The sequence below is a fragment of the Streptomyces sp. NPDC053069 genome (assembly GCF_044546895.1).
Taxonomy (GTDB): domain Bacteria; phylum Actinomycetota; class Actinomycetes; order Streptomycetales; family Streptomycetaceae; genus Streptomyces.
Genome location: NZ_JBITZN010000005.1, coordinates 250,067 through 274,682, shown reverse-complemented (window position 1 = coordinate 274,682; position 24,616 = coordinate 250,067). Strand labels below are relative to the sequence as shown.

Genomic DNA, 24,616 nt, shown 5'->3' with positions numbered 1-24,616 from the left:
GGCGAGCGCCAGACTCAGCCGGGCCCCTCAAGGCCTCGTCGGGACCTCCCGTCAGGGTCTCGCTGCCCCAGAGCAGACGGGCGTCATCGGTGGCCCCGGACGCAGCGTGAGGGCGAATCGGGCCCACATTATGATCTCCATTCCGGCCGAGGAGGACGGCGTATGGCATTTCAGGAACACATTGAACGGGCCGCCGACGAGGTCGTCGCAGCGTTCCCCGCGGACTCCGGGATCTACGCGGTGACGTTCCGCATAGACAGCGTCGATCAGGATCCGCGGTTTCCGTACCTGGCGATCGGCTACACGACCGAGGCCGACGCCGCCACGGCGCAACAGACGGCCTCGGACGCCTGGGAGGCACGCTGGAGCTACGCGTACTTCCCGAAAACGGGGCTCGACGGGGTGAAGACCGTAGGACGCGACCAGGACGGTGCCGAGTTGCACCGCCGGGAGGCGGAGTCCCGGGGGCTGTGGTACGAGGACGACGATGAGCCGGACGATCGCGACGGGATGCTGGTCGAGTGGTTCTACGAAGTGTGCGTCGCAGCCGCCCGGCACCTCCACGACAGCGGCCGGATCGTCCAGACACTGGGACGACCGGTCCCGGTGATCCTTTACGACATGTTCGACCCGGACGCGATGTTCCGGCTGACCTCGCAGGCCAACCCGGCAGAGCTGATCACCGAGTTCCTGACCGAGGACCCGGATCAGGCACCTCAGCGGCCCTGACCCCCAGCACGCCGAACCCGCTGATCCGGCTCCCGCCCCGACTGCCCTGCGCCTGTCTCGGGCCTGGAACCGGGCCCATGGGCACCCTGCAGCAGCGGGCCCAGCCAGGAGCCGATCGGTCACAAGGGCAGCGTTCGCTACGAACACCGCGCTGACCTGCATCAGGATCCTGAGCAACTCGCTTGCTGCATCATGTGCCTGCGCCGCCTGTCCAAGGGACACCACAGCACCTCGCCCACCGAAGGAGAAGTCCCTCAGTGACCTCAGCCGAGCCGTTCACCCGCATCAAGATCCGCGTTGCCGCGGCCCTGTTCAACGGCGAGAAGATCGCCCTCATCCACCGCACCAAAAACGGCCGAGAGCAGTACACCCTGCCAGGTGGCAACGTCGAACCCGGCGAACCCATCCATCGGGCCCTCTCACGCGAACTCGACGAAGAACTGGGCCTGGACCTCGCAGATGCGAGCGGCGTTCCGCAACTGACCTGGATCCAGGACGCCATGGTCACCCGCCCCGGCAGCACCCCACCCCGCAAACTCCACCTGGTCTTCCGCGTCCACATCGACAACCTCACCCGCGCTCACCTGCGCACCGTCGAGCACGACGACACTGCCGGCGCCGGTCACCTCACCTGGATCCCCTACAAGGACACGGCCGACAAGGCGCTGTTCCCGCCGGTCCCACTGGCCGAACTGGCTACTCCCGCCGCCCCGCTCGACGCTGCCCGGGTTCTCCTGCCGTCCCTGGACGACACCAACTATCACTGGATCTGATGCAGCGTGGAGCACGACCGGGTTCGTCCGGCGATCCCTTTCTGAATCCAACTCTTGTGCAGGTACTCCCACTGAATCCCGGTGAGCAGGAGGGACAAGGCAAAAAGGTGGGCCACCCGGGGGTGGCCCACCTTGATGGCGCTGGTGTCACGGGCCTGGGTTACCGGCCGTCGGCGCCTGGTCGGTGGCGGTGCCCGCCGAGGCGCCGGTGCCGGGTGTACTCACACGCCGCGTCACTGGGGCGCAGATCCGCTCACAGAACGGCGACCGTCGACTCGTGGGCGTAGCTGAACCCGTCGTTGTCGAAGTAGAAGACAGTGACCTTGAGCTTGTCTCCCTTGGCGAAGTGCGAGCCCTGGGCCGGGCGCATGGTCACCTGAGCGACGTGGCTGTCGGCGTCACAGACCAGCTTGTCCTTCTTGATGGTGCCGGCGGCGTTGTTTTCGACATGGGTGCCCGTGCCGAGCTTCCTGCCGTTGGCCACGAGCTCGTGGTCCAGGCCCGGGTCGCAGGAGTAGGTGACCTTCACCTGTATGTTCGACTTCTGCAACGACACCTTGTCAATGGTCAGCACGTTGGCCTTCGCCGCTGCCGACGGCGCGGCTGCGAGAACGCCTGCTGTGACCATCAGGGCAGTGGCCGCGGTCCCGGCGAGGCGTCGCCGGATACGGGTTGACTTCATGGGTTTTCTTCCTTCCCCCCTGCGCTGTCACCCTTGGTCCGAGGTGTGGAGATGTCTCCAACTGGGCGGGTGACTGCAACAGTTGATCGTTTCTGTCCATGAATCCTACGTGATCTCCGGGTGGAAGGCGGTGCCGCTCCCCGGCGAAGGGTGCCTGGGTCTGCCCGCCGGCCCGCATCCACGTGCCACACCGGCTCCGCAGCCTGCAGCACTAGCCGGCGGACGGCACAGTGAGCCGCTGCCCCGGGCAGATCACATCCGGGTCGGGGCCGATGACGTTACGGTTGGCGTCGTACAGCCGCTGCCAGCCGCCGGCAACGTCAGCCTGCCGCGCGATGCCGGACAAGGTATCGCCGTCGTGCACGGTGTACGACGTGCCGGTGCGTCCGTCGGCGCCGCCACGCAAGCGGGGCAGGGCGCGCCACGGACGGGCCGGACGCACGATCGGCCCACGCTGCCCGCCGCCCCGCGCGAGGTGCACGCGCACCGCGCAGACCGGCCACGCTCCCGGCCCCTGCCGGGCGAGCACCGCTTCCGCCACGGCGATCTGCTCGGCGCGGGTCGCCAGATCGGCCCGCGGGGCGTACGCGGTTCCGCCGTACGCCAACCACGTCGGCAGGGTGAACTGCAGCCCGCCGTAATGACCGTTACCGGTGTTGCTGCTCCAGTCGCCGCCACTTTCGCAGTCCGCGACCCGGTCCCAGACGGTGCCGGACGCCGCCTCGCCGGAGCTTGGGGCAACAAGCGGCAGGACGATGCAGCAGCCACCGATGGTCACAGCCCTGCGCAGCGACGGCAAAAGCCGCGGGGGCACGGTACGGCGGTGCCGCGGTCGTGTGGTCATGGGCCTTCCTCTCTGCGGGATCCCGCTCACCGGTGGCCCCGGCGAGCTGTAGGCAGTACGGCAGCGCCGCCCGATCGTCCACAAGGCGCGAGGAGTTCACGGATGGTCATGCGCCGCTCGGCGCCACCGCGCACTCCCATGACGCTTCGTCAGCTTCGCGGGAGTGCGGGCATACAAGTGGGCACGGGCGCGTGCAAGCTGAGCCGCGCCAGTTCCGTACGGCCCTCCCCTTCGAAGGAACGCTGCGGGAGCAGCGCACATCCACGGCCGGAGTGGGAGCGCACCGGCCTCGTGCGGCGGCCGCAACAGCGCCGACAGGGCGACGCCAGGCACTGCACGAACGGGCCGGAAGGCGCACACGACCACCCACCACGCGATGATCCGCGTCTTGGCAGGACAACGCTCGTAGCGTCGTGGCCCGCAGCGGGAGCGGATCGGCGCAATGCCGCGCATTGGCGCGATCAATGCCTTGGCCCGCAAGGCACCGTTTTACCCGGATGCCCACCACCCGGCCGGTCTTCTACCCTGTACGGGGGCGGCTGAGCAGGGGGTTGGCGATGAGCATGTACTTCGACATGGGTGACGAGACGCTGTGGAACCCGTCGAGCGGTGCCGGCCGCCTCTTCCTACGGCAGGTCGAGGTCTTCGAGGCGGAGCTCAAGCTGCCCTCGGGAATCGGCCAGGGCAAGTATGGGGGCGACCCGGACACGCTGGAAGTCGATCCGGTCGTGTACGCGGAGTTCGCACGCGGCCTGGTCGCCTGGCACTGCCGGACGGGGCACTCCGTGATCCTCGCGCTCTCCGAGGGGTTCGTGGCGACGGCGGTCGCGCTCGCGCGGCGCGCGGGAATCGAGGTGGAGATGCCCGAACCGGGCCCCGGCCATCTCTGTGGAGGCGTCGAGCGCGATGTGGAGGTTCCCGGCAGTCCTCTGACCGCGTCAGCCACCGTCGTCACGGCGCTGGACGCACGAGCGCGGGAGATGGAACGCTGGTTGGCCCGCTGAGCCGGTGCGTTGTAAGCGCGAGGCTGATTGACCGATCGGCCGTCAGTTCTTCTTCAGCTCCTCGGCGAGCATCACAATGATGCCGCTGGGACCGCGGACATACGTGAGCTTGTAGACGTCCTCATAAGTCGCCACACCGCGAAGCGGCTGACATCCGTGCTTTGCGGCTGCCTCAAGGGCTTTGTCGATGTCGTCGACCGAGAAGGCGACGCGATGCATGCCGATCTCGTTGGGACGAGTGGGATTCGAATCGATCGCTTCGGGGTGGATGTACTCGAAGAGCTCAAGGCGACCGTGACCGTCCGGCGTCTGGAGCATCGCAATCTTGGCGTGATTGCCATCAAGGCCGACGGCGGTGTCGGTCCACTCACCACTGACCGTGTCACGGCCGACGACCGTGAGGCCCAGGTCGGTGAAAAACGAGATCGCTGCTTCGAGATCGCGAACGGTGATGCCAACGTTCTCAAATTTGATGGCCATGCGCTGCATGCTACCGAGCCGGGCTGATCAGGTGCTTCAGGCAAGGACACAGCCGAGTACCAAGACGCGGACACGCGGTAGGACCCGACCCAACTCCGGTGTCTGTTGCTGGGAGGGGCTGCCGTATCGTTACGGCACATGTGGCCAGGAGAGCAGTCGTCAACGGGCGGGCAGAACCCGCAACAGCCCCCGGTGGGAGGTCAGTCGAACCCGTACCAGCAGCCTGCGCCGCCGAACCCGTATCAGCAGAACTCCTACCAGCAGCCCCATCCCTGGCAGATGCCCACGCAGCCGGCCGCCGCACCCACGTCCCCGCCGACGGGTGGCGGCCGGAACCGGACCGGACTCGTCGCCATCATCGCCGCGGCAGCCGTCGTGCTTGCCGCAGGCGTCACCGGATTCCTTGTGCTCGGCGGTCACCAGCACGACGAGCCTGACCCCAAGCCGACCAACACCGTGTCACCGTCGCAGAGTTCCACAAACCCCCGGGGGTCCGACGCCTCTACGGCCACGATCAAGGGCTGGAAGGTCATCACCAATCCGACCCAGCACATCGCATTCGACGTCCCGCCCCAATGGGAGATCCAGTCCGCCGGCTGGGTCACCTACGTATCCAAGGACGGGGACCCGGACGACAAACCACTCATCGCGATACGCAATGTCGCAATGCTGCAGAAGAAGTGGTGTTCGTCGGACGAGAACCGGGACGGCACGCTGGAGAACATCCCACTGGCCCAAGTGGGCACAAGGGGCAACAACGGATACCGAAGCGCTCAGGAGATCGCCGGCTCCGACGCGCGGACCTGGGTGTACGGGGCGTACGCCCAGCCGGACAAGAAGAAGGTGAAGACCGGAACCGTCGAGGCGTTCACCACGACCTCCGGCCTCAAGGGCACATTGGGTACCGCCTGGTCCGTGGGCGCGAAGAAGTCCAAGTGCGCCACGGACGGGAAAGCATGGGTCTTCGGCTTCAAGAACGCTGCAGGGGACCTGGTTTCCTGGTCGTTCTTCGGTGCCAAGCACGTGGCCGCCGAGGTGCCGGACGCGACCATTCGGAAGATCGCCTCCACGGTACGGCTTTACAAGGCCCCGACGGGTTCCTGATCCCCGTCCTGGGGCAGTTTCGCGGGGGACCTCTTCCTGTAACGGCCTCCTCGGCGCCGGCGGCCGCCACCCTGACGAGCCGCGGCCACAGCGACGTCGGCAGACATCTCTTCACATGAGATGTGATACCAGTCGATTGCAATGCAAGATCGCGAAGTCCGGCGCGCCGAGGGATTATTTCGGGCATTTCTCACTAATCTCCGTTTGCTGTAAGGGGTCGACCCTTCATTGACCGATCCACCTCGCTTCACCGGAGATGACATGTACAAGCTTCGCAAGGCCGCCGTCCTGGTCGCCGCCCTCAGCAGCGTCGGAGTGCTGACCGCCGGCACCGCCCATGCCGCGGGATGGAGCCGAGGCGACGGCCACGGGGGCAACCGATACAGCGTCCAGCAAAGCACCCAGTGCAAGTCCCACGACCTGAACGTCGACGTCCTCGGCGCGGTCGGGCTGGTCAACGGCCTGCTGGGCAACGGGCTCAACGGCGAGGGCGACGCGGGCGGCCAGGTCAGCCACCTGGGTTCGACGATGGGCTGCAACAGCAGCGCCTTCTAGGCGAGCCCTTGTCGCAACCGGGGGTCACAGGCGGTCAGCGAACGGCTGACCGCCTGGCTGTGTACGGAAGCGATCGCCGGCGGATCTTCTCCAGCCGCCTGAGGCGGGGCGCCGCCGCGTCCGGCGCCTCCTCGGCATCACCTCGTCGGCCGTGCCGAGGATGGCAAGGCTCCGCACCCATAGCATTTTGGTGCCGTGTGACATTGCATATGGGGCTGGGGCGGCCCGGACCCCTGCCGGAAGGCTCCGGCGGCTCCCTACCATCCGCGCCATGGATCTAGAGGTACGGCACTTGCGCGTGATCTGCGCGATCGCTGAGGCCGGAAGTCTGACCCGCGCCGCCGCGTCGCTGTGTATGACACAACCGGGGCTCAGCGCCCAACTGCGGCGTATCGAGGCCATGCTGGGCGGGCCGATCTTCGACCGGGGGCAGACCGGCGCCGTGCCCACCGCGCTGGGTGAGCTGGTGCTGCCCCGGGCGCGGGCGATCCTGCCGGGCATCGACGGCCTGCTCTCCGACACCGCCCGTGCCGCTCGCTGCGGGACGGCTCCCGGCCGGGTCCGCCTCGGATCGGTGGGTGCTCCGTTGCTCGCCGATCTGGTCCTGGCGACAAGGGAGTTGATTCCCGGATCCGATGTGACGACCCGGTGTCAGTACGCGCCGTCGCCGCTGGTGGACGACCTCTCGGCGGGGCGTCTGGAGGCGGCGGTCCTCGGAGACTGCCCTGGGCACGAACTCGCGCCGTGTGAGGGAGTCCTGCTGCGGCCGGTGGTCACCGAGCCCGTCTTCGCACTGCTGCCGTCCGCCCATCCCCTGGCCCGCCACGAAGAGGTGAGTCTGGAGGAACTTGTCGGAGAGGACTGGGCCATGCCGCACCCGGACAGTGACCGCACCCGGGAGTACTGGTCGTCCGTCTTTTCCCGTACGGGCCGTCAGCCGCACGCCCCCTACGAGGCGGAGGGCCGCCAACTGATCGAGATCGTACGGGCGGGCCTGGCGGTCAGTCTGTGTCAGGCGACCTTCATCGAGGTGCCGGGCGTCGCCGTACGACCGCTCGCCGGCGATCCTTTCTGGTACCGCCACGTGCTCGGTCTGCGCCGCGACGGACCGCTGGCCGCGCACGGGGACGAGATCGTGCGCAGGGTGGCCGCGGGGTATCTCGCCACGGGTGCCGCCGCGCCGGCCTACGCACGATGGCGCCGGCGCCGTCCGGAGTCGCTGTGCCTGCCCGGGTGAGCCACGGCGCGGCGAGGAGCGGCGCTCACTGCCGGGTGATCGAGATCCGGTCTTGCAGGGGAGTGCTGCTGTCGACATCGATCCTGACTCCTGTGGCGGGATCGGTGAAGGTCTGGCCGGAGTGGAACGCCGCCATGTCCAGTGCCCGGCAGCCCGAGGGCGGTGTTGCGCCGGGGTTGCCGTTGACGACCTGGACCGGGCCGTCGCCGGTCTGGGTCGAGGTGTCCACCTTGTAGACGAGCACGCCGGCGGAACAGGCGCGGCTGTCCTCGCCGAGGGCCCTGCGGGACTCGGCGACGTAGGCGGTGGTCTCGCCGGTACGGATCACCGCGATCTTCGTTCCGCCGGGGCTTTCGACCGCCTTCAGGCGGACCGTGCGGCTCCCGGCCGAGGGCAGGCAGCTCACCTGGCGGTCGTCGATCCAGCCCAGCTTCCACCGCTCCCAGCCGAGGTGCTGCGGCGCGGCCCCTGCGATGTCGCCCATGAGGTCCCAGCCGCCGACGAAACGGTGGTAGTCCGTGCCGGTGAACGCGTAGAGGTCGGGCAGGCCGAAGGTGTGGCCGGTCTCGTGGTCGGCGACCTTGAAGCCCCAGTGCCACATGTCCTGCCCGAACGTCACCGCCCACTTGAGGCGCTTGCCGTCGGCGGTGATGCCCGCGGTGGTGGGGTCGTACAGGTACGTCGGTGAGAAGCTGATCGCGGCGGCGGACTTCGCCGGGACGATGTAGACCATGTCGTACCGGGAGAAGTCGGCGTAGGGGTCCGCGGCTGCCACTGCCTGACGGACGTATGCCTCGTGCTGTTCGAAGGTGATTCCGCGCTGGAAGCCGTAGCTGGTGGAGTCCTGCGGCATCCGTATCCACCGGTCGAGCGGGGTGATGTCGAGCGAGGTCCGGCCGTAGGAGTCGCGTTTCATCCAGTCGGAAGCCGGGGCGAGTTGCCGGTAGTAGTCGGACGTGGCACCGGAGGACTGGGCGTCGGGGAAGTCGACGAACAGCATGAGCACGTGCTTGGTGCCGAGGGGGCGCTGGAACTGGGTGGGGTCGGTGGTGTGGCCCTCGTCGGTCCAGCCGGTCCTGCCGGGGAGGGCGCAGTCCGTGGCAGGGGCCGCATGGTGGGCCGCGGCGGCGGCCGCGGCCGGGGCGGACGCACCGAGCGACAGGAATGCCGTCGCGGTGGCACCGGCGGCAAAGGCCCTGAGTCTCTGGGGGGTTCCGGACATCTCTCCTCTTCGTCTGCGTCGTTCGGGGTGGTGTCTGGGTCGTTCGGGATGACGTTCGGGGCGGTTCGGGATGGCGCGGGTACGTCAGGCCCGCCCGGCGGCCATGTCCATCAGGCGGGACAGCACGCCTTCGCCGGAGGCGGTCACCCCGTCGTGCTCCCACTCGTTGGTGACCCAGGCGCGCAGCGCGCCGACCGAGCGCGCGGTCGGCAGGGACAGTTCCGTGGGGACGTACATGTCGTCGTGGTAGACCGCTGCGGCCACCGGCACCCGGTTGGCCGCCAGTCGCGACGGCGAGTACAGCGCGGGCCAGTCGGCTCGTTCGGCCAGCAGCCGGGCGGCGTCCCGGAACGGTCGCAGCCCGGCAATCTCCTCGTACATCCAGGGATAGAACATCTCGCCGGTGAACAGCAGCGGGTCGGCGTCCTCGGCGAAATCGGGACGGCCGGCGATCGCGCGGGCGGCGGCCCAGTCGGTGGGTTTGCCGCCCTGCGCGAAGCAGGCTTCCTGGAGCACGGCGAAGAGCGGGTTGTCGACGAGTCCGGTCAGCTGCATCACCTGCTGCAGGAAGGTGGCCGAGAGGTCGCCGTCGGCGCCGAGGGCCTCGTCCAGCAGCCAGTGCAGGCGCTGGGCCCCGTCGCCCATGCCCAGCATCAGGCCGAGTGTGCGCAGTCGCCGCACGGTGAGCCGGTCGCCGTCCGGCAGGCGGACCGTCCGGCGGTCGAGCAGGTCGGCGATCCGCCGGACCAGGTCGCGGTCGCCGGGGTAACGGGCGTAGAACGCGGTCACCTTCTCCCTGACCCGGGGATACGTCGCCGCGTAGACGTCGTCGGCGGTGGCGTCCAGGCCGGGCAGGCCGCCGGTGATGCAGCAGGCACGCAGGCCTTCGGGGGCCTGGGAGAGGTAGGTGAGGGTGACGAAGCCGCCGTAGCTCTGGCCGAGCGTCTCCCAGGGCTCGTCGCCGCACAGCTGATGCCGCATCAGCTCGGCGTCGGCGACGATCGAGTCCGCGCGGAAGAGGGCGAGATGGTCGGCCAGCTGCCGCGGATCGGTGAACCGTGCCGCCGACCGGGCCGTGACCGGGGTGCTGCGGCCGGTGCCGCGTTGGTCCAGCAGCAGCACCCGGTGGGTTCTCAGGGCGCGGGCGAGCCACCCGGAGGTGGCGTTCAGCGGCCGGGGCGACTTGCCTCCGGGGCCGCCCTGCAGGAACAGCAGCCAGGGCAGTCGCTCGCCGGCCCGGGCCGGGTCGGACACTTCCCGGGCGAACACCTGGATCGAGGCTCCCGCGGGGTCGGCGTGATCGAGCGGTACCGTGAACTCGTGGTCCGTCACCGCGAGTCCGGGCAGGCGGAAGCTGCGGCTCATGCGGTCCTCTCCTCGGCAGACGGCTCGGAGACCGGCCGGGTCAGCGGTTCGGGATAGTGGCAGGCGACCTCGTGCCCCGAGGCGAATGCGCCCAGCACGGGCCGTTCGGCGGTGCAGCGGCCGGCCGCCCTGGGGCAACGGGTGCGGAACGGGCAGCCGCTGGGCGGATCGAGCGGACTGGGCAGGTCGCCGCTCAGCACGATCCGCTCCCGGGACCGTTCGGCGTCCGGGTCGGGCAGCGGTACGGCGGAGAGCAGGGCGTGGGTGTAGGGGTGCGCGGCACTGGCGTAGAGCGTGTCCCGGTCGGCCGTTTCCACGACGGTGCCGAGGTACATCACGGCGACGCGGGTGCTGATCTGGCGGACCGCGCCGAGGTCGTGCGCGATGAACACATAGGCGAGCCCGTAGTCCTGCTGCAGGTCCTTGAGCAGGTTGAGGATCTGCGCCTGGACCGACACGTCGAGCGCCGAGACCGGCTCGTCGCACACCACCAGTTTCGGCCGCAGCGCCAGTGCCCGGGCGATCCCGATGCGCTGCGCCTGGCCACCGGAGAACTCGTGGGGATAGCGCGTGGCGTGCTCCGGTCTGAGGCCCACCCGCTCCAGCAGCTGTTCCACCGGTTCGTCGGGGGTCAGCCCCTGGTAGCGGTACGGGGCCGTCAGGATCTGCCGGACGGTCTGGCGGGGGTTGAGCGAGGAGAACGGATCCTGGAAGATCATCTGGAGGTCGCGTCGTACCGGCCGCAACTCCTGCTCGTCCAGCGTGGTCAGGTCTCGTCCGGCCACGGAGATCGTGCCCGAGGTGGGTTCGACGAGCCGGGTCAGCAAGCGGGCGACCGTGGACTTGCCGCAGCCGGACTCGCCGACCAGGCCCAGCGTCTCCCCCGCGTCCACCCGCAGGGACACGCCGTCGACCGCCGTGATGTGTCCGGCGAGCCGCCTGGTCAGGCCGTGCCGTACGGGGAACCGCTTGACCAGGTCGTGTGCTTCGAGCAGGGGCGCGTGCCCGTGGTCGCCTGCGGTGCTCATGGGCAAGGGCACGTTCACGCGGTCACCTCCGGTGCGGCGAGGGTGGGCAGGCGGTCGGGCAGCGGTCCGTCGACGCGGGGTACGCAGGCGAGCAGGCCCTTGGTGTAGGTGTCACGCGGGCGGTAGAACACCTCGCGGACCGTGCCCCGTTCGACCGCGCGACCGCCGTACATGACGACGACCTGGTCGGCCAGCCCCGCGACCACGCCCATGTCGTGGGTGATGAGCATGATGGCGGTACCGGACCGTTCCCGCAGCTCCCGCAGCAGGTCCAGGATCTGGGCCTGCACGGTCATGTCGAGCGCGGTGGTCGGTTCGTCGGCGATGAGCAGGTCGGGTTCCAGGCACAGGGCCATCGCGATCATCACGCGCTGGCGCATGCCGCCGGAGAACTCGTGGGGGTACGCGCGGGCACGCCGCTCGGGTTCGGGGATGCCGACGCGGTCCAGCATCCGCACGGCGACCCGGTGGCCCTCCCGGCGTCCGGCCCGGCGGTGTGCCCGGTAGGCCTCGGCGATCTGGAAGCCCACCGGGTAGTAGGGGTTCAGGCAGGACAGCGGATCCTGGAAGATCATTGCGATCCGGTCGCCGCGCAGCCGGCGCAGCGCCCGCCGGTCCAGGCCGGTCAACTGCATGCCGTCGAACCGGACTTCACCCGTGACCCGGGCATCGGGCAGCAGGCCCATGACGGCCAGGCTCGTCACGGACTTGCCGCTGCCCGACTCACCCACCACGCCGAGCACCGCCCCGGCGGCCAGGTCCAGATCGAGGCCGTCGACGGCGCGTACGCCACCCTCGAAGTCGACGGTCAGATCACGTACGGTCAACAGGGTCATGCCACGGCCCTCACTCTCGGGTCCAGGAGCGCGTAGACGAGGTCCACCGCGACATTGGCGACCACGACGAATCCCGCGGCGAAGAGCGTCACTCCGAGGATCACCGGCTGGTCGGCGCTGTTGATCGCGTCGGCCGCGAGCTTGCCCACGCCGGGCAGACCGAAGACCGACTCGGTGATGAGGGCGCCGCCGAGCAGCGCGCCGAGGTCCATGCCGAAGATGGTCACGATGGGCATCAGTGCCGGCCGCAGCGCATGCCGGCGCAGCACGGCCGGTTCGGGCAGACCCTTGGCGCGGGCGGTGCGGACGTAGTTCTGGCCGAGGCTGTCGAGCATCTCGCCGCGGGTGATCCGGGCGTAGATGCCGGCGTAGAGCATCGCCAGCGTGATCCACGGCATGACCATGGACCGGGCCCAGCCGACCGGGTCGGCGGTGAGCGGGATCGCCTGCGGATAGGGCAGCAGACCGAGCTTGACGACGAGCAGGTACTGCAGCATCAGGGCGGTGAAGTACACCGGCAGCGAGACGCCGCCGAGCGCGGCCGTCATCGCCGCCCGGTCCCACACGGTGCCGCGGCGCAGCGCGGAGACCACCCCGGCCGTGACGCCGACGATCAGCCACAGTACGGCCGCGCCCGCGGCGATGGAGATGCTGACCGGCAGCCGGTCGGTGAGCATCCGCCACACCGGCTGATCGGTCTGGAAGCTGAATCCCAGGCAGGGAGCGGGGCAGTCCACGGCCTGGGCGCCCGTGCCGTAGCTGCGGCCGGCCCCGATGCCGACGAGATAGTCGCGGAACTGTACGAACACCGAGTGGTTCAGGCCGAGCGTGGTGCGGATCTCGGCGATCCGCTCCGGGCTGCATGCCTTGCCGCATGCGCCCTGGGCCGGGTCGGCGGGCATCAGATAGAAGATCGCGAAGGTGGCGGCGCAGATCACCAGCAGGATCGCCGCCGTCGCGGCCAGTCTGCGCAGGGCGTAGAGGATCATCGTCGGCGGCTCCGGGGATCGAGCGCGTCCCGTACCGCGTCGCCGAGCACGTTGAAGGCGAGCACCGTGACGAACAGGAAGGCGCCCGGGACGAGGAAGTAGACGGGGTCGGCGGCGTACCAGGGCACTGCGGAGGCGATCATCTGGCCCCATGAGGGGGTCGGCGGGCGCACTCCGATACCGAGGAAGGACAGTCCCGCCTCGGTGGCGATGTAGCCGGGGATCGACATGGTCGCCACCACGAGGACCGGCCCGCTCAGGTTGGGCAGCACCTCTCGCACCAGCAGGGCGCGCCGCGAGGCGCCCAGCACCCGGGCCGCGGCCACGAACTCGCCGCGGGCCAGCACCATCGCCTGCCCGCGCACGATCCGCCCGACGTAGGGCCACCCGAAGAAGCCGAGCACGACGACCAACAGCAGCTGCCGGTTCACCCCCGGTGCCGCGGAGATCAGCGCGATCATGAAGATGAGGGCGGGAAAGGACATCAACAGGTCCATCAGCCTGCCGACGACCGTGTCGGTCCAGCCGCCGAAGAACCCGGCGGCCAGCCCGAGCACCGTACCGAGCACCACCGACAAGGCCGTGGCGAGCAGGGCGATCAGCAGCGAGACCCGGGCGCCGTAGACGACACGGGCGAGGATGTCCCGGCCGCTGCCGGGCTCGACGCCCAGCCAGTGCGCGGCGCTGATGCCGCCGCCGGTGCCGCGCGGCAGTCCGCCGAGCTCCGGGTTCACCGCTGCGGAGTGGAACTCGGTCGGGGACGTGCCGGCGGCCCAGGTGATCAGCGGGGCCGCGAGGGCGATCAGCACCAGGAGGACGACCACCGTCAGCGCGACCGTCGCCGCGCGCTGTGCCAGCAGGCGGCGCAGCAGGGACGTCTCGGACGGTACGACGCGGGGCGGTGCGTCGGCCGGTACCGGGGCCGGGAGCGTGGCGGTCACTTGCGCAGCCCCAGGGAGACCAGGTCCAGTCGTCCGACGTAGGCGATGTGCCCGTAGGCGCCGGTGACATGAGAGCCGATCAGAACGGCCGCCTTGTCCCACAGGAACGGCACGACCGGCGCGTCCTGCATGATCTGCCCCGCGAGTCGGCCGTAGGCGGTCGCGGCGGCGGCCGGGTCCTTCATCCTGGCGATCTGGTCGATACGGGCGTCGACCTCGGCCGAGTCGTACTGGGCGTGGTTGTTGTTGCCCTCGGGGGTGATCAGCCGGCCGTCGAACACGAGCGGCAGGTAGGTGGAGGCGCCGGGCCAGTCGGGTGTCCAGCCGTCGATCACCAGGTCGTGTTCCTGGGAGGTGTTGCCCACCGTGCTGTAGAAGGCGGACGAGCTGATCGCGTTGATGGTCACCTTGATTCCGGCTTTGGCCAGGGACGCCTGTACGGCCTCACCCTGCGTCTGGCCGCCCGCGGTGGCCGGGGTGTCGAGGGTGAGGGCCAGGCCCGAGGCATGGCCCGCCTGGGCCAGCAGCGCCTTGGCCTTGGCCGGATCGCCCTTGCCGCCCGGGCTCGGGAAGGGGTCGTCGGGAACGGCGCCGGGCAGCGACGGCGGCAGCAGGGTGGTGGCGAGCTGACCGGCGATCGGGCCGCCCCGAGCGGTACGCAGCGCGTCCTTGTCCAGCGCATAGGCGATCGCCTGCCGCACCCGGACGTCGTCGAGCGGCTTGCGCCGGGTGTTGATGCTCAGATAGCGCGTGTTGATCGACTCGCCGGTGACCAGTCGTTTGTGCACCGCGGGGTTGGCCATCACCGGCCCGACCGAGGCCGGGCCGACCGGCTCGAAGGCGACCGCGTCCGCGTCCTGCCCCTGGGCGGCGATGAGCCGCTGGTCCACGACGGCCGGGTCGAGGTTGAGATCGATCACGATCTTGTCCGGCAGCCCTTTGCGCACCGTGTCGGTGGCCGGACTCCAGTGGGTGTTGCGGACCAGGGTGAGCCGCTTCTTGGGTTCGAAGGTCCCGATCCTGTACGGACCGGAGGAGAAGGGCCTGCTGTCGTAGCGGACACCGGTGTCCTTGTCCTGCGGAACCGGAGCGAAGATCGGCAGCGACACCGCCGAACCGAAGTCGGCCACCGGGCGGTTGAGGGTGAAGACGATCGTCCTGTCGTCCGGTGTCGCGATCGAGGCCAGCCCGTGCTTGTCCTTGTAGGGGCCGTGGTAACTCCGGCCTCCCGCCATCCACATCCGTGCGTACGGCGGCCCTTCGGGGAGTTCCGCGGCGAACGTCCGCTCGACGCCGTACTTGACGTCCCGGCTGGTGATGGGCCGGCCGTCCTCGAACTTCACCCCTGACTTGAGCGTGAAGGTCCAGGTCCGGGCGCCGTTGCTCGGACGACCGGTGTCCGTCGCCAGATCCGGCACGATCTTTCCGCCGGCCGGCCCGGCTGCCGCCGCGTACGTCGTCAGCGTCCGGTAGATGAGGCGGCCCACGTCCTCGGAGGAGGTGACGTAGTTGCGGGCCGGGTCGAGGTGCTCCAGGTCGAGGCTGGAGAGCACATGAAGTGTGCCCCCCTTGCTCGCGGCCCCGCCCTGCCCGTCGACGCCGCCGGCTCCCCCGCAGCCGGCGATGCTGACGAGTCCGAGGGCGGCTGCCATGACCATCCCGGAACGTCGTGCTCTCACGATGGCTCCCTATGCGATGTGACATTCCACTGGCTGGGTCAAGGTTGTGGGCGCCGGGCCCGCACAGCCAGCTCTCAGTTACCCAGAACATCGGGTTATGGACGCTGGTCTTGGCGGTGCGAGGCGGCTGCGGAGCATGCCGAAGGGCGCAGGCGCGCAGGGCATCGCATGTGACAGCGACGTACGGAACATGTCACAGGCTGCGTACCGCCAACTGCCGCCGCTTCCGCCAGAGTCCCATCGGTGGGATGTTTACCGGCCGGAGCTGCCCGCAGCGGGCAGCGCGAGGGATCGGGGTGGACACCTTGACGCGCCAACAGCACCGCACAGGCAATGGCAGAGCCGCCGGAAGGGCTCGGAGAACCGGCTGGACCGGGGGAATCGGCGCAACGCGGCGCCGCCGGGCGGCGGTGACCGCCATGGCGCTGGCCATGGCCGTACCACTGACCCTCGGCGCCGCAGGGGACGCGGGGGCTGCGGGGGACCGTGCGATCGTCTTCGCCCGCTACACCGCGACAGCGCCGGTGGAAGACCTCTACGCGATGTCACCCAGTGGCGGCACGCCCGTCAAACTCACCCACACCTCCACCGTCAGCGATGTGATGCCCAGCTGGTCGCCGGACGGCAAGCGGGTGGCCTTCGTCCGCTTTGGGTCCGGCGGTGCCATCGACGGCATCTGGACGATGCAGACGACGGGCGGCGACCTGAAGGCCGTCCCCGGTACCAAGGGCGCCTCCGACCCGGCGTGGTCCCCGGACGGCAAGCGGATCGCCTACGCCAAGCCGGTCGGCACCCAGCGCGAGATCTATGTGTCCGGGATCGACGGCACACCCGCCACCCGGCTCACCCACACCGCGGCGGACGACCTCCATCCGACGTGGTCCCCGGACGGCAAGTACCTGGCGTTCAACCGCGCGGACGCGGGCGGAAACAGCAGGGTGATGCGGATCCGGCTGTCCACCCTGGCCCAGACGGCGGTCACCGGGGCCGGCTCCCACGACTGGACGCCCGACTGGTCGCGCAGCGGCCGGATCGCCTTCAGCCGGGTGGACTCCTCGGGCTTCGCCCACCTCTACGTCGTCCGCCCCGACGGCACCGGACTGCACCGCATCACCACGGCCCGCCGCAACGACAAGTACCCTTCGTGGTCCCCGGACGGCAGCCGGCTGGTCTTCACGAGAGGCGGTTCCGACGACGCGGACCCCGAACACCTCTACCTGGTACGGGCCGACGGCACCGGACTGACCCAGCTCACCAAGACCGACTCCCATGACCTGCAGGCGGACTGGCGCCCGTAAGGGGCCCGTCAGCCGCCGGCAGTCGGCGGAACGCCCGTGCTGTCGCGCTGCCCCCAGGGAGCACCGTACTCGGTGAGCAGGTCGAGGAAGGGGCGTGGGGGCAGGGCTTCCGGGCCGAGAACGCCCGTGCCGGACCAGGCACCGGTGGACAGCAGTTCCAGCGCGACGACCGGGTTGACGGCCGTCTGCCAGACGACGGCCTGGGCGCCGTACTCGCGCATCGACCACTGGTTGTCGACCACGTGATACAGGTACACCTCGCGCGGCACCCCGTCCTTGGTGCCCTTCACCCACGTGCCCGCGCACGTCTTGCCCGTCATGCGCTTCCCCAGGCCGGCCGGGTCGGGCAGACATGCGGCGACGACGTCCCGCGGGGAGACCCTGACCGGTCCGTCGGCCCCGGGCACCGTCACCCTGGCCGTCGCGTCCAGGCCCAGCTCGTGGAGGGTCTTCAGTTTGGCGATGAAGTCGTCGCCGAGCCCGTACTTGAAGGTGACACGGCGTGCATCGACCCAGCGGGGTATGAGCAGCACCTCTTCGTGTTCGACGTTGACGCACTCCACCGGACCGATGCCCTCGGGGAAGTCGAAGACCTCGGGCTCGCTGAAGGGGGTGGTGGTGAACCAGCCGCGGTCCTTTTCGTAGACCACCGGGGGGTTGAGGCACTCCTCGATGGTTGTCCAGATGCTGAAGGAGGGCGCGAAGTCGTAGCCCTCGACCGTGAGATTGGCGCCGTCCCGCACACCGATCTCCTCGATGTCGTCGAAGAGCTCGTCGGCCGCGTACCGGGCGAAGACATCGGACAGGCCCGGCTCGACGCCCATGCCGACCAGGGCCAGCCGTCCGGCTTCCTCCCACCGCCGGGCCAGTGCGAACTGTTCGTCGCCGAGCTTGACGCCGCACTCCTCGTAGGGGCGCGAGCCATGCGGAGCGGACAGCGACATCGCCATGTCCAGGTAGTGCACTCCGGCCTCCAGGGCCGCGGTGAAGAGCGGCATCACGAACCTGGGGTCGGTGGCGTTGAGCAGCACGTCGCATCGCTCGTCGATCAGGACCCGGCGGACAGCGTCCTGGTCCGAGGCGTCCAGCCGCTGGGCGCTGAAGCGGGTCGCCCGGTCCCCGAGGGCGGCGACCGCGGCCTCGGCACGGGTGAGGTCGTAGTCGGCGACGACCATGTGGGTGAGGAACGCACGGCGAGCGGCGATCCGGGTGACGGCCGTTCCCACACCACCCGCACCCACGAGAAGTACGCGCATGTCACAGGCCTTTCTTTCCGGCAAGGCGAGGCGCGCGGCAGAGCGCCTCCGGACAGGCTCGATGCAACGCGACGGCCGGATGTAAGGTCAACCCTGTTGGCGTAAGGCCGCGGACCTCGTGGCTCACGTGCGGCGACGGAGGGGACGACCGGCATGGCGAAGCAAGTGGTATCGGAGGCGGCACGTCGTCGGCGGCGGCCCACGCGCAGCGGCTCCGTGCTGTCCGAGGAGATCATCGTGCGGACCGCCCTGCGGGTGCTGCGCGAGCACGGCAGCACCGGGCTGACGGCACGCCGTCTGGGCGCGGCGCTCGGCGCCGATCCGAGCACCCTTTACCGGTATTTCGCGGGGATGGACGATCTGACCCGGGCCATCGGGGACGAGCTGATGGGGCGGGCTCTCGACAGCTGGACCGCCACGGGGGACTGGCGTACGGACCTGCGTGCTCTGGGCCGGGCCATCCACGCCGCCTACCTGGCCCACCCCCAGGCTGCCGTCCTCACCGCCAGCCGGGTCACGGGCAGGCCTCGCGAGATCGCGGTGGACGAGACCATCCTCGGCATCCTGCGCGGCGCCGGGCTGCCGGATCCGGTGGCGGTCCGCGTGTACCACGCGTTCATCGACCAGAGCCTCGCCTTCGCCGCGCTCGACGCAGGATCCCTCGCGCTCGCGGACGAGGCCCGTGCGGGGGACGAGGACATGTGGCAGTCCACCTATGCGCGCCTGCCCGCCGACTCGCACCCCAACATCGCCGCCACGGCCCAGCTGCTCGCCCGGCGTATGCCGCACAGCGCCTATCCGGCCGCCCTGGAGATGCTGCTGGAACACACCGCCGCTCAGCTGTCAGCACCACCGGGCGTGCCGTCGGAAGCCGTTGTGGTGCGGTGACCGGGCCATTCCCCGCCGGCGGACGTTGCGGCCTGCGCGGTGGGTGGTGGCTGACCGCGACGGCGACCGGCCGTCGGTGTCGCTAACGGTGCTCGGGGTTCTCGTAGTCGCGGCGGCAGCCGGCGTCCCAGGCGGTGCGCTGGTTGCCGTAGGCGGGGATGCCGCCGAGGTCCCTCAGTGCCCGGGCCAGATGCAGGAGGTTCCAGGTCATGAAGGTGGTGTTCCGATTGGTGAAGTCGTTCTCCGGGCCGCCCGAGCCGGGATCGAGGTACGAAGGGCCGGGGCCGGCCTCACCGATCCATCCGGCGTCCGCCTGGGGCGGGATGGTGTAGCCCAGGTGTTGCAGGCTGTAGAGGACGTTCATGGCGCAGTGCTTGACGCCGTCCTCGTTGCCGGTGATGAGGCAGCCGCCGACGCGACCGTAGTACGCGTACTGGCCGGCGTCGTTGAGGAGGCTGGAGCAGGCGTAGAGGCGTTCGATGATCTGCTTCATCACGGAGCTGTTGTCACCCAGCCAGATGGGTCCGGCCAGCACGAGGATGTCTGCCGACAGAACCTGCTGGTAGAGGTCAGGCCAGGCGTCCGCCTCCCAGCCGTGCTCTCTCATGTCGGGCCACACGCCGGTGGCGATGTCGTGGTCCACGGCACGTACGACGTCGACATGGACCCCCTGGGCGTCCATGATGGCGGTGCTCCGGTCGATCAGCCCCTGGGTGTTGCTCGTCTCCGGCGAGCGTTTGAGGGTGCAGTTGATCACCAGTGCGCGCAGGTCGTCGTACCGGGCCGGCGGTGCGTCGGTGACAGGCGGCGAAGCGGTCAAAGGAGCCTCCCGGAGTGCTGCCGCGGTACGGTGCAAAGCGGCGCACCCGCATCCGTGTTCGCATGCGTAATCACGTTCGTTCGAGATCCTCATCCAGCGTGCGGACCTGCTGTCGTATGCGCCACCGCAAAGCCTCCGAACGGACCGTGCCGGAGGACGTCCAGGCGGAGAGCCTCAGCCGCGCACCTCGAAGCCGCCGCGGCCGTCGAACCGCACCTCGCGCACCTCATCGAACCCATCCGCCTGGGACGGTTTGCGCAACCGCTTCAGCGTGGCCAGGACGCCGACGTCCGGGACGCGCTCGCGGCCCCCGCGGCCGGCGTTGCGTCGCAGCGAGCCGGCCACGTCCGGAGGGAACCAGTAGGCCGTCACCGTCGCCCCATGGGTGTGGGCCGCCTCCACCAGCGGCGCCCACTCCTGCGGCGAGGGGTTGGTGTTGTCCACCGCCACCGCCCGCTCGGCCGCCAGGTGCTCCGCCAGCAGACGCAACTGCCGCAGCTGCTTGTTCCTGGCACCTCGCGGAAACAGGTCCTTGCTGACCAGCGCGTACCGGTCGGACAGACACTGCGTGTAGAACGTGGACTTCCCCGATGCCTGCAGCCCGACCAGCACGGCAACATCCGTTCCCGTCGCCATGGACGCCACGATGACACGCGACCGGTGGCGGACGGAAGTCGGCTCTCCCGTTGAGCACCCCGGCCGGTACAAGGAAGCAGCCATCTGGTACGGAAGCACCGAAAAGGGGCACATGACATGCGGCCTGCTTTCCGGTACTCGCATCGTGGGAGCACATCTATGAACGTCGTGAGGGAGCGGTCGTGGACAACGCAGGCAGCGTGACCGTGGGCGTACTGGGCTCCTACGGGGGCCGGAACGTGGGTGACGAGGCGATCCTCACCGCCCTGCTGGACCGTGTGCGCGCCGGGCGGCCGGAGACGCGCTTCGTGGTCTTCTCCCGCAATCCCGTCCACACCCGCCGCGTCCATCCGGATGTCGAGGTCGTCGGCTGGGAGGGCGTGTGCAGGGAGGGCATCTCCGCGCATCTGCGCCGGCTGAGTGTGCTGGTGCTCGGCGGCGGGGGGATCCTTTACAACACCGAGGCGCGTCGCTATCTGCGGATGGCCCGCACTGCCCAGGATCTCGGCGTGCCCGTGTTCACCTATGCCGTGGGGGCCGGTCCGCTCACCGACGAGGCGGACTGCGCATGGGTCCGTCAGGTGCTGTCCGAGGCGGTCGAGGTCACCGTGCGTGACGAGGAGTCGAAACTCGTCCTCGAAGAGGCCGGACTGGCCCGGCCCATCTCCGTCACGGCCGATCCGGCGCTGCTGCTCGTCCCCGGCAATCACGGCGCAGAGCTGCTGCGGGCGGAGGCGGTGCCGGACGGGGTGCGGCTGGTGGGGATGAGCGTACGAGAGCCCGGGCGCGCGGCCGAGCATCTCGATGAGGACGGGTACCACCAGCTTCTCGCCAGCGTGGGTGATTTCCTCGTCCACCGGCTCGATGGTCACGTCGTCTTCGTCTCCATGGAACGCGGCGACATCCGCCACGCCCATGCGGTGGTGTCCCGCATGGCCTCAGCCGACCGCTGCACGGTGCTGCACGGCGACTACGCACCGCACCAGGTCCTCGACATCGTCACACAGCTGGACCTGGCCGTCGGCATGAGGCTGCATTTTCTGATCTTCGCCGCTCTCTCCGGCATTCCCTTGCTGCCCCTGCCGTACGCGGGGAAGGTCTTCGACTTCGCCCAGCAGATCGGCGCGCCCGCACTGCGCGGGGTGATCAGGGAGACCACAGGGCTGCTGCTGGCGGAAGTGGATCGCCTGTGGGACGAGCGGCCCGCCCGGGCGGCGGACACGGCCGCGCGTACGGCATCGCTGCGGCTGCGGGCGGCGCAGACCGCCGACCGGCTCCTTGCCTATCTGGCCGCGACCGCTTCACACCAAGTCATCTGCGACAGCACGCCGGTGCCCGCCTCCACAGCGGGCTGATCCGACGGCCACCGGTTTCCGAGGGAGTGACCGTGTCCTACCTGATGCCGCCCCGCGTACCCAGGAAGGTGGAACTTCCGCCCCGTCAGGCCCTGCATGCGGGGTCCACCCAGGTGCTGGTGATCGGCGGCGGGCCGGCCGGCATCGGCGCGGCCCTCGGTGCCGCGAACGCGGGCGCCGAGGTGGTCCTCGTCGAGCGCTACGGGTTCCTCGGCGGCAACGCGACCGCGGCACTGGTGATGCCGCTGATGAGTTTCCACAACGAGGTCAAGCAGGCCGTGGCCGGCGACACCACGCGTCTGCTGCCGCCCGACCACGGCGAGGGCGAGCCGGTCGTCGGCGGTGTGCTGTGGGTGCTGCTCGACCAACTGGTGCGGACGGGCGCGGCGATCCGGCCTTCCCTGGAGACCGGTTACACCGTGCCCTTCGACCCGGAGCTGTTCAAGCTGGCGGCCTACGAGCTGCTGGAGAACCATGAGGTCCGTACGCTCCTCCACGCCTTCGCCTCCGACGTCCTCAGCCTGCCCGAGCGCGTCCGTGCGGTGTTCGAGACCAAGTCGGGGCCCCTCGTGATGGACGCGGACGTGATCGTCGACTGCACCGGGGACGGGGACATCGCCGCGGCGGCCGGGGCGGCGTACGAGATCGGCCGGCCCGAGGACGGCTGGACACAGCCCATGACACTGATGTTCCGCATGGTTCGCTTCGACCACGAGGAGTTCGCCTCCTACACCCGCGCCCACCCTGACCAGTGGAGAGGCGTGCACGGGCTGTGGGACCTGGTCCGTACCGCCACCGACGCGGGGGAACTGGACCTGCATCGCGAGGACATCCTCTTCTTCGCCACCCCGAACACCGGTGAGGTCGCGGTCAACTCCACCCGCGTCACCGAAGTGCTCGGCACGAGTGTCTGGGACCTCACCCGCGCGGAGTTCACCGCGCACCGGCAGATGGCGCAGATCGCCCGTTTCCTGCGCGACCGTGTGCCGGGGTTCGCCGACTCCTACGTCGTCCAGAGCGGTGTGCAGGTCGGCGTCCGTGAAACGCGCCGGATCGTGGGGGAATACCAGCTGACGGGCGAAGACGTGCTGACGGCCCGCACGTTCGACGACGCCATCGCGCGCGGCGCCTACCCGGTGGACATCCACAACCCGAGCGGCCGCGGCACCACGCTCACGCGGCTGCCGCGCGGTGAGTCCTACGACATCCCGCTGCGCTGTCTCCTCCCCCGCGGCCTGGACCGGGTTCTCGTCGCGGGCCGCTGCATCTCCGGCGACCACGTGGCGCACTCCTCCTACCGCGTGATGCCGATCTCCATGGCCACCGGACAAGCGGCGGGCGTCTGCGCGGCCCTGGCGGCGACCCAGGGCCGACAGCCGCGGGACATCCCGGTGAGCGCCGTCCAGCGAGAACTCCGCTCACAGGGCGCAAGCCTGCGCTGACGCGCGGCCGCCGGGGGTGAACGTGACCGGAAGCCGCACCGGGCCGCGGAGTGCGCCGGGCCGCCAGCTCAGCTCGGCCGGCGGCACGGCCAGAGCCAGGTCCGGAAGGCGGCGCAGTACCGTCCCGATGGCGATCTGGCCCTCCAGGCGGGCCAGCGGCGCACCCAGGCAGTAGTGGATGCCGTGCCCGAAGGCCAGGTGGCCGTTGTCGTGCCGGGTGATGTCCAGCCTGTCGGGGTCGGGGAACCGCGCGGGATCACGGTCGGCTATAGCGGACGCGACCAGGACTGTGGCACCGCGCGGGACGGTCACGCCCGCGATCTCGGCGTCCTCGCGGGCGAACCGGGCGATGCCCGGGCTGACGGGGCCGTCGTAGCGGAGGAACTCCTCGATCGCGCCGGGCAGCAGTTCCGGACGATCCCGCAGCAGGGTCAGCTGGTCGGGGTGGGCGAGAAGCGCGGCGATGCCGCCGCCGATCAGGTTGACCGTCGTGACGTACCCGGCCACCAGCAGCAGGAAGGTCATGGCGATCAGCTCGTCGTGGTTCAGGCGTTGTTCCTCGTCGTGGGCGCTGATCAGTGCGCTGAGGAGGTCGTCCCCCGGCCGGGCCCGCTTGGTTTCGAGGTGCTCGGTCACATACGCGCGCATCCGTTGCCACGCCTCGTCGACGACGTCCCGGTCGGGCATCGTCTCCCCGCGCACGAGCAGGGCGTCGGTCCACCGCTGGAAGGCGTGCCGGTCGTCCACCGGCACGCCGAGCAGCTCACCGATGACGGTGACCGGCAGCGGCAGCGCGAAGTCCGCCACGAGTTCGGCCCGGCCTGCCGGGGCCACCGCGTCGAGCAGCCGGTCGGTGATCTCCTGGATGCGGGGCCGCAGATCGGCGACCCGGCGTGCGGTGAACGCCTTGGACACCAGGCGGCGCAGCCGGGTGTGATCGGGCGGATCCGAACGCAGCATGTTGCTCATCATCGATTCACGCTCGAACTCGGGCAGCTGCTCGACGAGGCGGGGGTCCGAGGCATCACGGACGTCGCTGCTCAGCCTCGGGTCGGACAGCGCGGCGAGCCCGTCCTCGTAGCGGGTGACCAGCCAGGCCTCCAGGCCGCCTGCGATGACCGCACGCCGGACCGGGCCGTCCTCGCGCAGCCGCCGGTAGAGCGGGAAGGGATCCGCCACGAAGGCCGGGTCGTCATAAGGGAGATGGACCGGCTGCTGGCTCATCACGCCTCCCCGGGCACGCACCGACCGTCTGCGCCCTGTACTCGCACTTGGGGGCATATAAACAGATTGTCCGGTATCGCAGCGGTCATCGCCTTCTCCGGCGTCTCGACGGAACGCTGCGCCGCAATACTGCGCATCATGTCGCTACGGGCTGCGGTGTCGGCCTTGCCTGGCTTGCCTCGGGCGCACCTGAAGGCACCCGCCTGCCGAACAGCTGAGACAGCCGCGT

24 protein-coding genes are annotated in these 24,616 nt (G+C 69.8%); 10 read left to right on the top strand and 14 right to left on the bottom strand.

Features of this window, described 5'->3' with window-relative positions:
• The first annotated feature begins 162 nt into the window (after positions 1 to 162).
• Together ACIGXP_RS13840 and ACIGXP_RS13835 are read left to right on the top strand one after the other, a co-directional pair.
• A complete protein-coding gene (locus tag ACIGXP_RS13840; protein WP_399767841.1) occupies positions 163 to 729 on the top strand; it encodes a hypothetical protein in 567 nt (188 codons plus the stop codon).
• A 257-nt stretch (positions 730 to 986) separates the two neighbouring features.
• On the top strand, positions 987 to 1,502 hold the full coding sequence (locus ACIGXP_RS13835) for an NUDIX hydrolase (RefSeq protein WP_399767838.1): 516 nt from the start codon (positions 987 to 989) through the stop codon (positions 1,500 to 1,502).
• A 253-nt stretch (positions 1,503 to 1,755) separates the two neighbouring features.
• Here the strand turns inward: ACIGXP_RS13835 and ACIGXP_RS13830 are convergent, their stop codons facing one another.
• Together ACIGXP_RS13830 and ACIGXP_RS13825 are read right to left on the bottom strand one after the other, a co-directional pair.
• A complete protein-coding gene (locus tag ACIGXP_RS13830) occupies positions 1,756 to 2,184 on the bottom strand; it encodes a hypothetical protein (RefSeq protein WP_399767835.1) in 429 nt (142 codons plus the stop codon).
• Positions 2,185 to 2,395: 211 nt separating this feature from the next.
• Positions 2,396 to 3,028: a transglycosylase family protein gene (locus ACIGXP_RS13825; RefSeq protein ID WP_399767832.1), complete on the bottom strand. Its 633-nt coding sequence runs from the start codon at positions 3,026 to 3,028 to the stop codon at positions 2,396 to 2,398.
• A gap of 557 nt (positions 3,029 to 3,585) precedes the next feature.
• Here ACIGXP_RS13825 and ACIGXP_RS13820 point away from each other — a divergent pair.
• Complete coding sequence (locus ACIGXP_RS13820) at positions 3,586 to 4,032, top strand: DUF6086 family protein (RefSeq protein WP_399767829.1); 447 nt, start codon at positions 3,586 to 3,588, stop codon at positions 4,030 to 4,032.
• Positions 4,033 to 4,074: 42 nt separating this feature from the next.
• Here the strand turns inward: ACIGXP_RS13820 and ACIGXP_RS13815 are convergent, their stop codons facing one another.
• Positions 4,075 to 4,512, bottom strand: coding sequence for a VOC family protein (locus ACIGXP_RS13815; protein WP_399767826.1), 438 nt, complete (start codon positions 4,510 to 4,512; stop codon positions 4,075 to 4,077).
• 192 nt (positions 4,513 to 4,704) lie between these two features.
• Between ACIGXP_RS13815 and ACIGXP_RS13810 the strand changes: the two genes are divergently transcribed.
• From ACIGXP_RS13810 to ACIGXP_RS13800, 3 genes are all read left to right on the top strand, one after another.
• Positions 4,705 to 5,616 (top strand): hypothetical protein, encoded by a 912-nt coding sequence (locus tag ACIGXP_RS13810; protein ID WP_399767823.1) that lies wholly within the window; start codon positions 4,705 to 4,707, stop codon positions 5,614 to 5,616.
• Between the two features lie 261 nt (positions 5,617 to 5,877).
• The gene (locus ACIGXP_RS13805; protein ID WP_363220452.1) at positions 5,878 to 6,171 is read left to right on the top strand and encodes a hypothetical protein; all 294 of its coding nucleotides are present in this window, start codon (positions 5,878 to 5,880) and stop codon (positions 6,169 to 6,171) included.
• A gap of 271 nt (positions 6,172 to 6,442) precedes the next feature.
• Complete coding sequence (locus ACIGXP_RS13800; protein WP_363220453.1) at positions 6,443 to 7,408, top strand: LysR family transcriptional regulator; 966 nt, start codon at positions 6,443 to 6,445, stop codon at positions 7,406 to 7,408.
• A 25-nt stretch (positions 7,409 to 7,433) separates the two neighbouring features.
• Here the strand turns inward: ACIGXP_RS13800 and ACIGXP_RS13795 are convergent, their stop codons facing one another.
• The 7 genes from ACIGXP_RS13795 to ACIGXP_RS13765 form a co-directional block, all read right to left on the bottom strand.
• A complete protein-coding gene (locus ACIGXP_RS13795; protein WP_399767819.1) occupies positions 7,434 to 8,630 on the bottom strand; it encodes a M6 family metalloprotease domain-containing protein in 1,197 nt (398 codons plus the stop codon).
• Positions 8,631 to 8,714: 84 nt separating this feature from the next.
• Positions 8,715 to 9,995 (bottom strand): alpha/beta fold hydrolase, encoded by a 1,281-nt coding sequence (locus ACIGXP_RS13790; protein WP_399767816.1) that lies wholly within the window; start codon positions 9,993 to 9,995, stop codon positions 8,715 to 8,717.
• A complete protein-coding gene (locus ACIGXP_RS13785; RefSeq protein ID WP_399767813.1) occupies positions 9,992 to 11,023 on the bottom strand; it encodes an ABC transporter ATP-binding protein in 1,032 nt (343 codons plus the stop codon). The genes ACIGXP_RS13790 and ACIGXP_RS13785 overlap by 4 nt, the downstream gene beginning before the upstream one ends.
• Positions 11,024 to 11,037: 14 nt before the next feature.
• Positions 11,038 to 11,859 carry an ABC transporter ATP-binding protein gene (locus ACIGXP_RS13780; protein ID WP_399767810.1) on the bottom strand — a complete coding sequence of 274 codons (822 nt, stop codon included), beginning with the start codon at positions 11,857 to 11,859 and terminating at the stop codon, positions 11,038 to 11,040.
• Positions 11,856 to 12,848, bottom strand: coding sequence for an ABC transporter permease (locus ACIGXP_RS13775; protein WP_363219943.1), 993 nt, complete (start codon positions 12,846 to 12,848; stop codon positions 11,856 to 11,858). The genes ACIGXP_RS13780 and ACIGXP_RS13775 overlap by 4 nt, the downstream gene beginning before the upstream one ends.
• A complete protein-coding gene (locus tag ACIGXP_RS13770) occupies positions 12,845 to 13,789 on the bottom strand; it encodes an ABC transporter permease (protein WP_399767806.1) in 945 nt (314 codons plus the stop codon). Before ACIGXP_RS13770 ends, ACIGXP_RS13775 begins: the two co-directional genes overlap by 4 nt.
• Positions 13,786 to 15,468 (bottom strand): ABC transporter substrate-binding protein, encoded by a 1,683-nt coding sequence (locus tag ACIGXP_RS13765; RefSeq protein WP_399767803.1) that lies wholly within the window; start codon positions 15,466 to 15,468, stop codon positions 13,786 to 13,788. Before ACIGXP_RS13765 ends, ACIGXP_RS13770 begins: the two co-directional genes overlap by 4 nt.
• 419 nt (positions 15,469 to 15,887) lie before the next feature.
• Here ACIGXP_RS13765 and ACIGXP_RS13760 point away from each other — a divergent pair, with 419 nt between their 5' ends.
• Positions 15,888 to 16,766 carry a hypothetical protein gene (locus ACIGXP_RS13760; protein ID WP_399767800.1) on the top strand — a complete coding sequence of 293 codons (879 nt, stop codon included), beginning with the start codon at positions 15,888 to 15,890 and terminating at the stop codon, positions 16,764 to 16,766.
• 8 nt (positions 16,767 to 16,774) lie between these two features.
• Here the strand turns inward: ACIGXP_RS13760 and ACIGXP_RS13755 are convergent, their stop codons facing one another.
• Positions 16,775 to 18,022 carry a saccharopine dehydrogenase family protein gene (locus ACIGXP_RS13755; protein ID WP_399767797.1) on the bottom strand — a complete coding sequence of 416 codons (1,248 nt, stop codon included), beginning with the start codon at positions 18,020 to 18,022 and terminating at the stop codon, positions 16,775 to 16,777.
• 153 nt (positions 18,023 to 18,175) lie between these two features.
• On the opposite strand from ACIGXP_RS13755, the gene ACIGXP_RS13750 reads away from it, so the two are divergent.
• Positions 18,176 to 18,910 (top strand): TetR/AcrR family transcriptional regulator, encoded by a 735-nt coding sequence (locus ACIGXP_RS13750; protein ID WP_363219939.1) that lies wholly within the window; start codon positions 18,176 to 18,178, stop codon positions 18,908 to 18,910.
• A gap of 82 nt (positions 18,911 to 18,992) precedes the next feature.
• Here the strand turns inward: ACIGXP_RS13750 and ACIGXP_RS13745 are convergent, their stop codons facing one another.
• Positions 18,993 to 19,730 carry a flavodoxin family protein gene (locus ACIGXP_RS13745; protein ID WP_363219938.1) on the bottom strand — a complete coding sequence of 246 codons (738 nt, stop codon included), beginning with the start codon at positions 19,728 to 19,730 and terminating at the stop codon, positions 18,993 to 18,995.
• 174 nt (positions 19,731 to 19,904) lie between these two features.
• Complete coding sequence (locus ACIGXP_RS13740) at positions 19,905 to 20,366, bottom strand: AAA family ATPase (protein ID WP_399767792.1); 462 nt, start codon at positions 20,364 to 20,366, stop codon at positions 19,905 to 19,907.
• Between the two features lie 182 nt (positions 20,367 to 20,548).
• On the opposite strand from ACIGXP_RS13740, the gene ACIGXP_RS13735 reads away from it, so the two are divergent.
• Both ACIGXP_RS13735 and ACIGXP_RS13730 read left to right on the top strand, forming a co-directional pair.
• Positions 20,549 to 21,721, top strand: a complete 1,173-nt coding sequence (locus tag ACIGXP_RS13735) for a polysaccharide pyruvyl transferase family protein (RefSeq protein WP_363220830.1) — start codon at positions 20,549 to 20,551, stop codon at positions 21,719 to 21,721.
• Between the two features lie 32 nt (positions 21,722 to 21,753).
• Entirely contained in the window at positions 21,754 to 23,163 is a 1,410-nt protein-coding gene (locus tag ACIGXP_RS13730) for an FAD-dependent oxidoreductase (protein ID WP_399767788.1), read from the top strand.
• Here ACIGXP_RS13730 and ACIGXP_RS13725 read toward each other — a convergent pair.
• Complete coding sequence (locus ACIGXP_RS13725; protein WP_399767785.1) at positions 23,140 to 24,387, bottom strand: cytochrome P450; 1,248 nt, start codon at positions 24,385 to 24,387, stop codon at positions 23,140 to 23,142. The genes ACIGXP_RS13730 and ACIGXP_RS13725 overlap by 24 nt on opposite strands.
• Positions 24,388 to 24,616 lie beyond the last annotated feature (229 nt).

Bases quoted from the DNA above. Each gene is read 5' to 3' on its own strand.
- ACIGXP_RS13800 (WP_363220453.1), top strand. From the start codon at position 6,443: ATGGATCTAGAGGTACGGCACTTGCGCGTGATCTGCGCGATCGCTGAG.
- ACIGXP_RS13760 (WP_399767800.1), top strand. From the start codon at position 15,888: ATGGCGCTGGCCATGGCCGTACCACTGACCCTCGGCGCCGCAGGGGAC.
- ACIGXP_RS13820 (WP_399767829.1), top strand. From the start codon at position 3,586: ATGAGCATGTACTTCGACATGGGTGACGAGACGCTGTGGAACCCGTCG.
- ACIGXP_RS13750 (WP_363219939.1), top strand. From the start codon at position 18,176: ATGGCGAAGCAAGTGGTATCGGAGGCGGCACGTCGTCGGCGGCGGCCC.
- ACIGXP_RS13740 (WP_399767792.1), bottom strand. From the start codon at position 20,366: ATGGCGACGGGAACGGATGTTGCCGTGCTGGTCGGGCTGCAGGCATCG.
- ACIGXP_RS13830 (WP_399767835.1), bottom strand. From the start codon at position 2,184: ATGAAGTCAACCCGTATCCGGCGACGCCTCGCCGGGACCGCGGCCACT.
- ACIGXP_RS13840 (WP_399767841.1), top strand. From the start codon at position 163: ATGGCATTTCAGGAACACATTGAACGGGCCGCCGACGAGGTCGTCGCA.
- ACIGXP_RS13795 (WP_399767819.1), bottom strand. From the start codon at position 8,630: ATGTCCGGAACCCCCCAGAGACTCAGGGCCTTTGCCGCCGGTGCCACC.
- ACIGXP_RS13725 (WP_399767785.1), bottom strand. From the start codon at position 24,387: ATGAGCCAGCAGCCGGTCCATCTCCCTTATGACGACCCGGCCTTCGTG.
- ACIGXP_RS13815 (WP_399767826.1), bottom strand. From the start codon at position 4,512: ATGGCCATCAAATTTGAGAACGTTGGCATCACCGTTCGCGATCTCGAA.
- ACIGXP_RS13775 (WP_363219943.1), bottom strand. From the start codon at position 12,848: ATGATCCTCTACGCCCTGCGCAGACTGGCCGCGACGGCGGCGATCCTG.
- ACIGXP_RS13755 (WP_399767797.1), bottom strand. From the start codon at position 18,022: ATGCGCGTACTTCTCGTGGGTGCGGGTGGTGTGGGAACGGCCGTCACC.
- ACIGXP_RS13785 (WP_399767813.1), bottom strand. From the start codon at position 11,023: ATGAGCACCGCAGGCGACCACGGGCACGCGCCCCTGCTCGAAGCACAC.
- ACIGXP_RS13790 (WP_399767816.1), bottom strand. From the start codon at position 9,995: ATGAGCCGCAGCTTCCGCCTGCCCGGACTCGCGGTGACGGACCACGAG.
- ACIGXP_RS13825 (WP_399767832.1), bottom strand. From the start codon at position 3,028: ATGACCACACGACCGCGGCACCGCCGTACCGTGCCCCCGCGGCTTTTG.
- ACIGXP_RS13805 (WP_363220452.1), top strand. From the start codon at position 5,878: ATGTACAAGCTTCGCAAGGCCGCCGTCCTGGTCGCCGCCCTCAGCAGC.
- ACIGXP_RS13780 (WP_399767810.1), bottom strand. From the start codon at position 11,859: ATGACCCTGTTGACCGTACGTGATCTGACCGTCGACTTCGAGGGTGGC.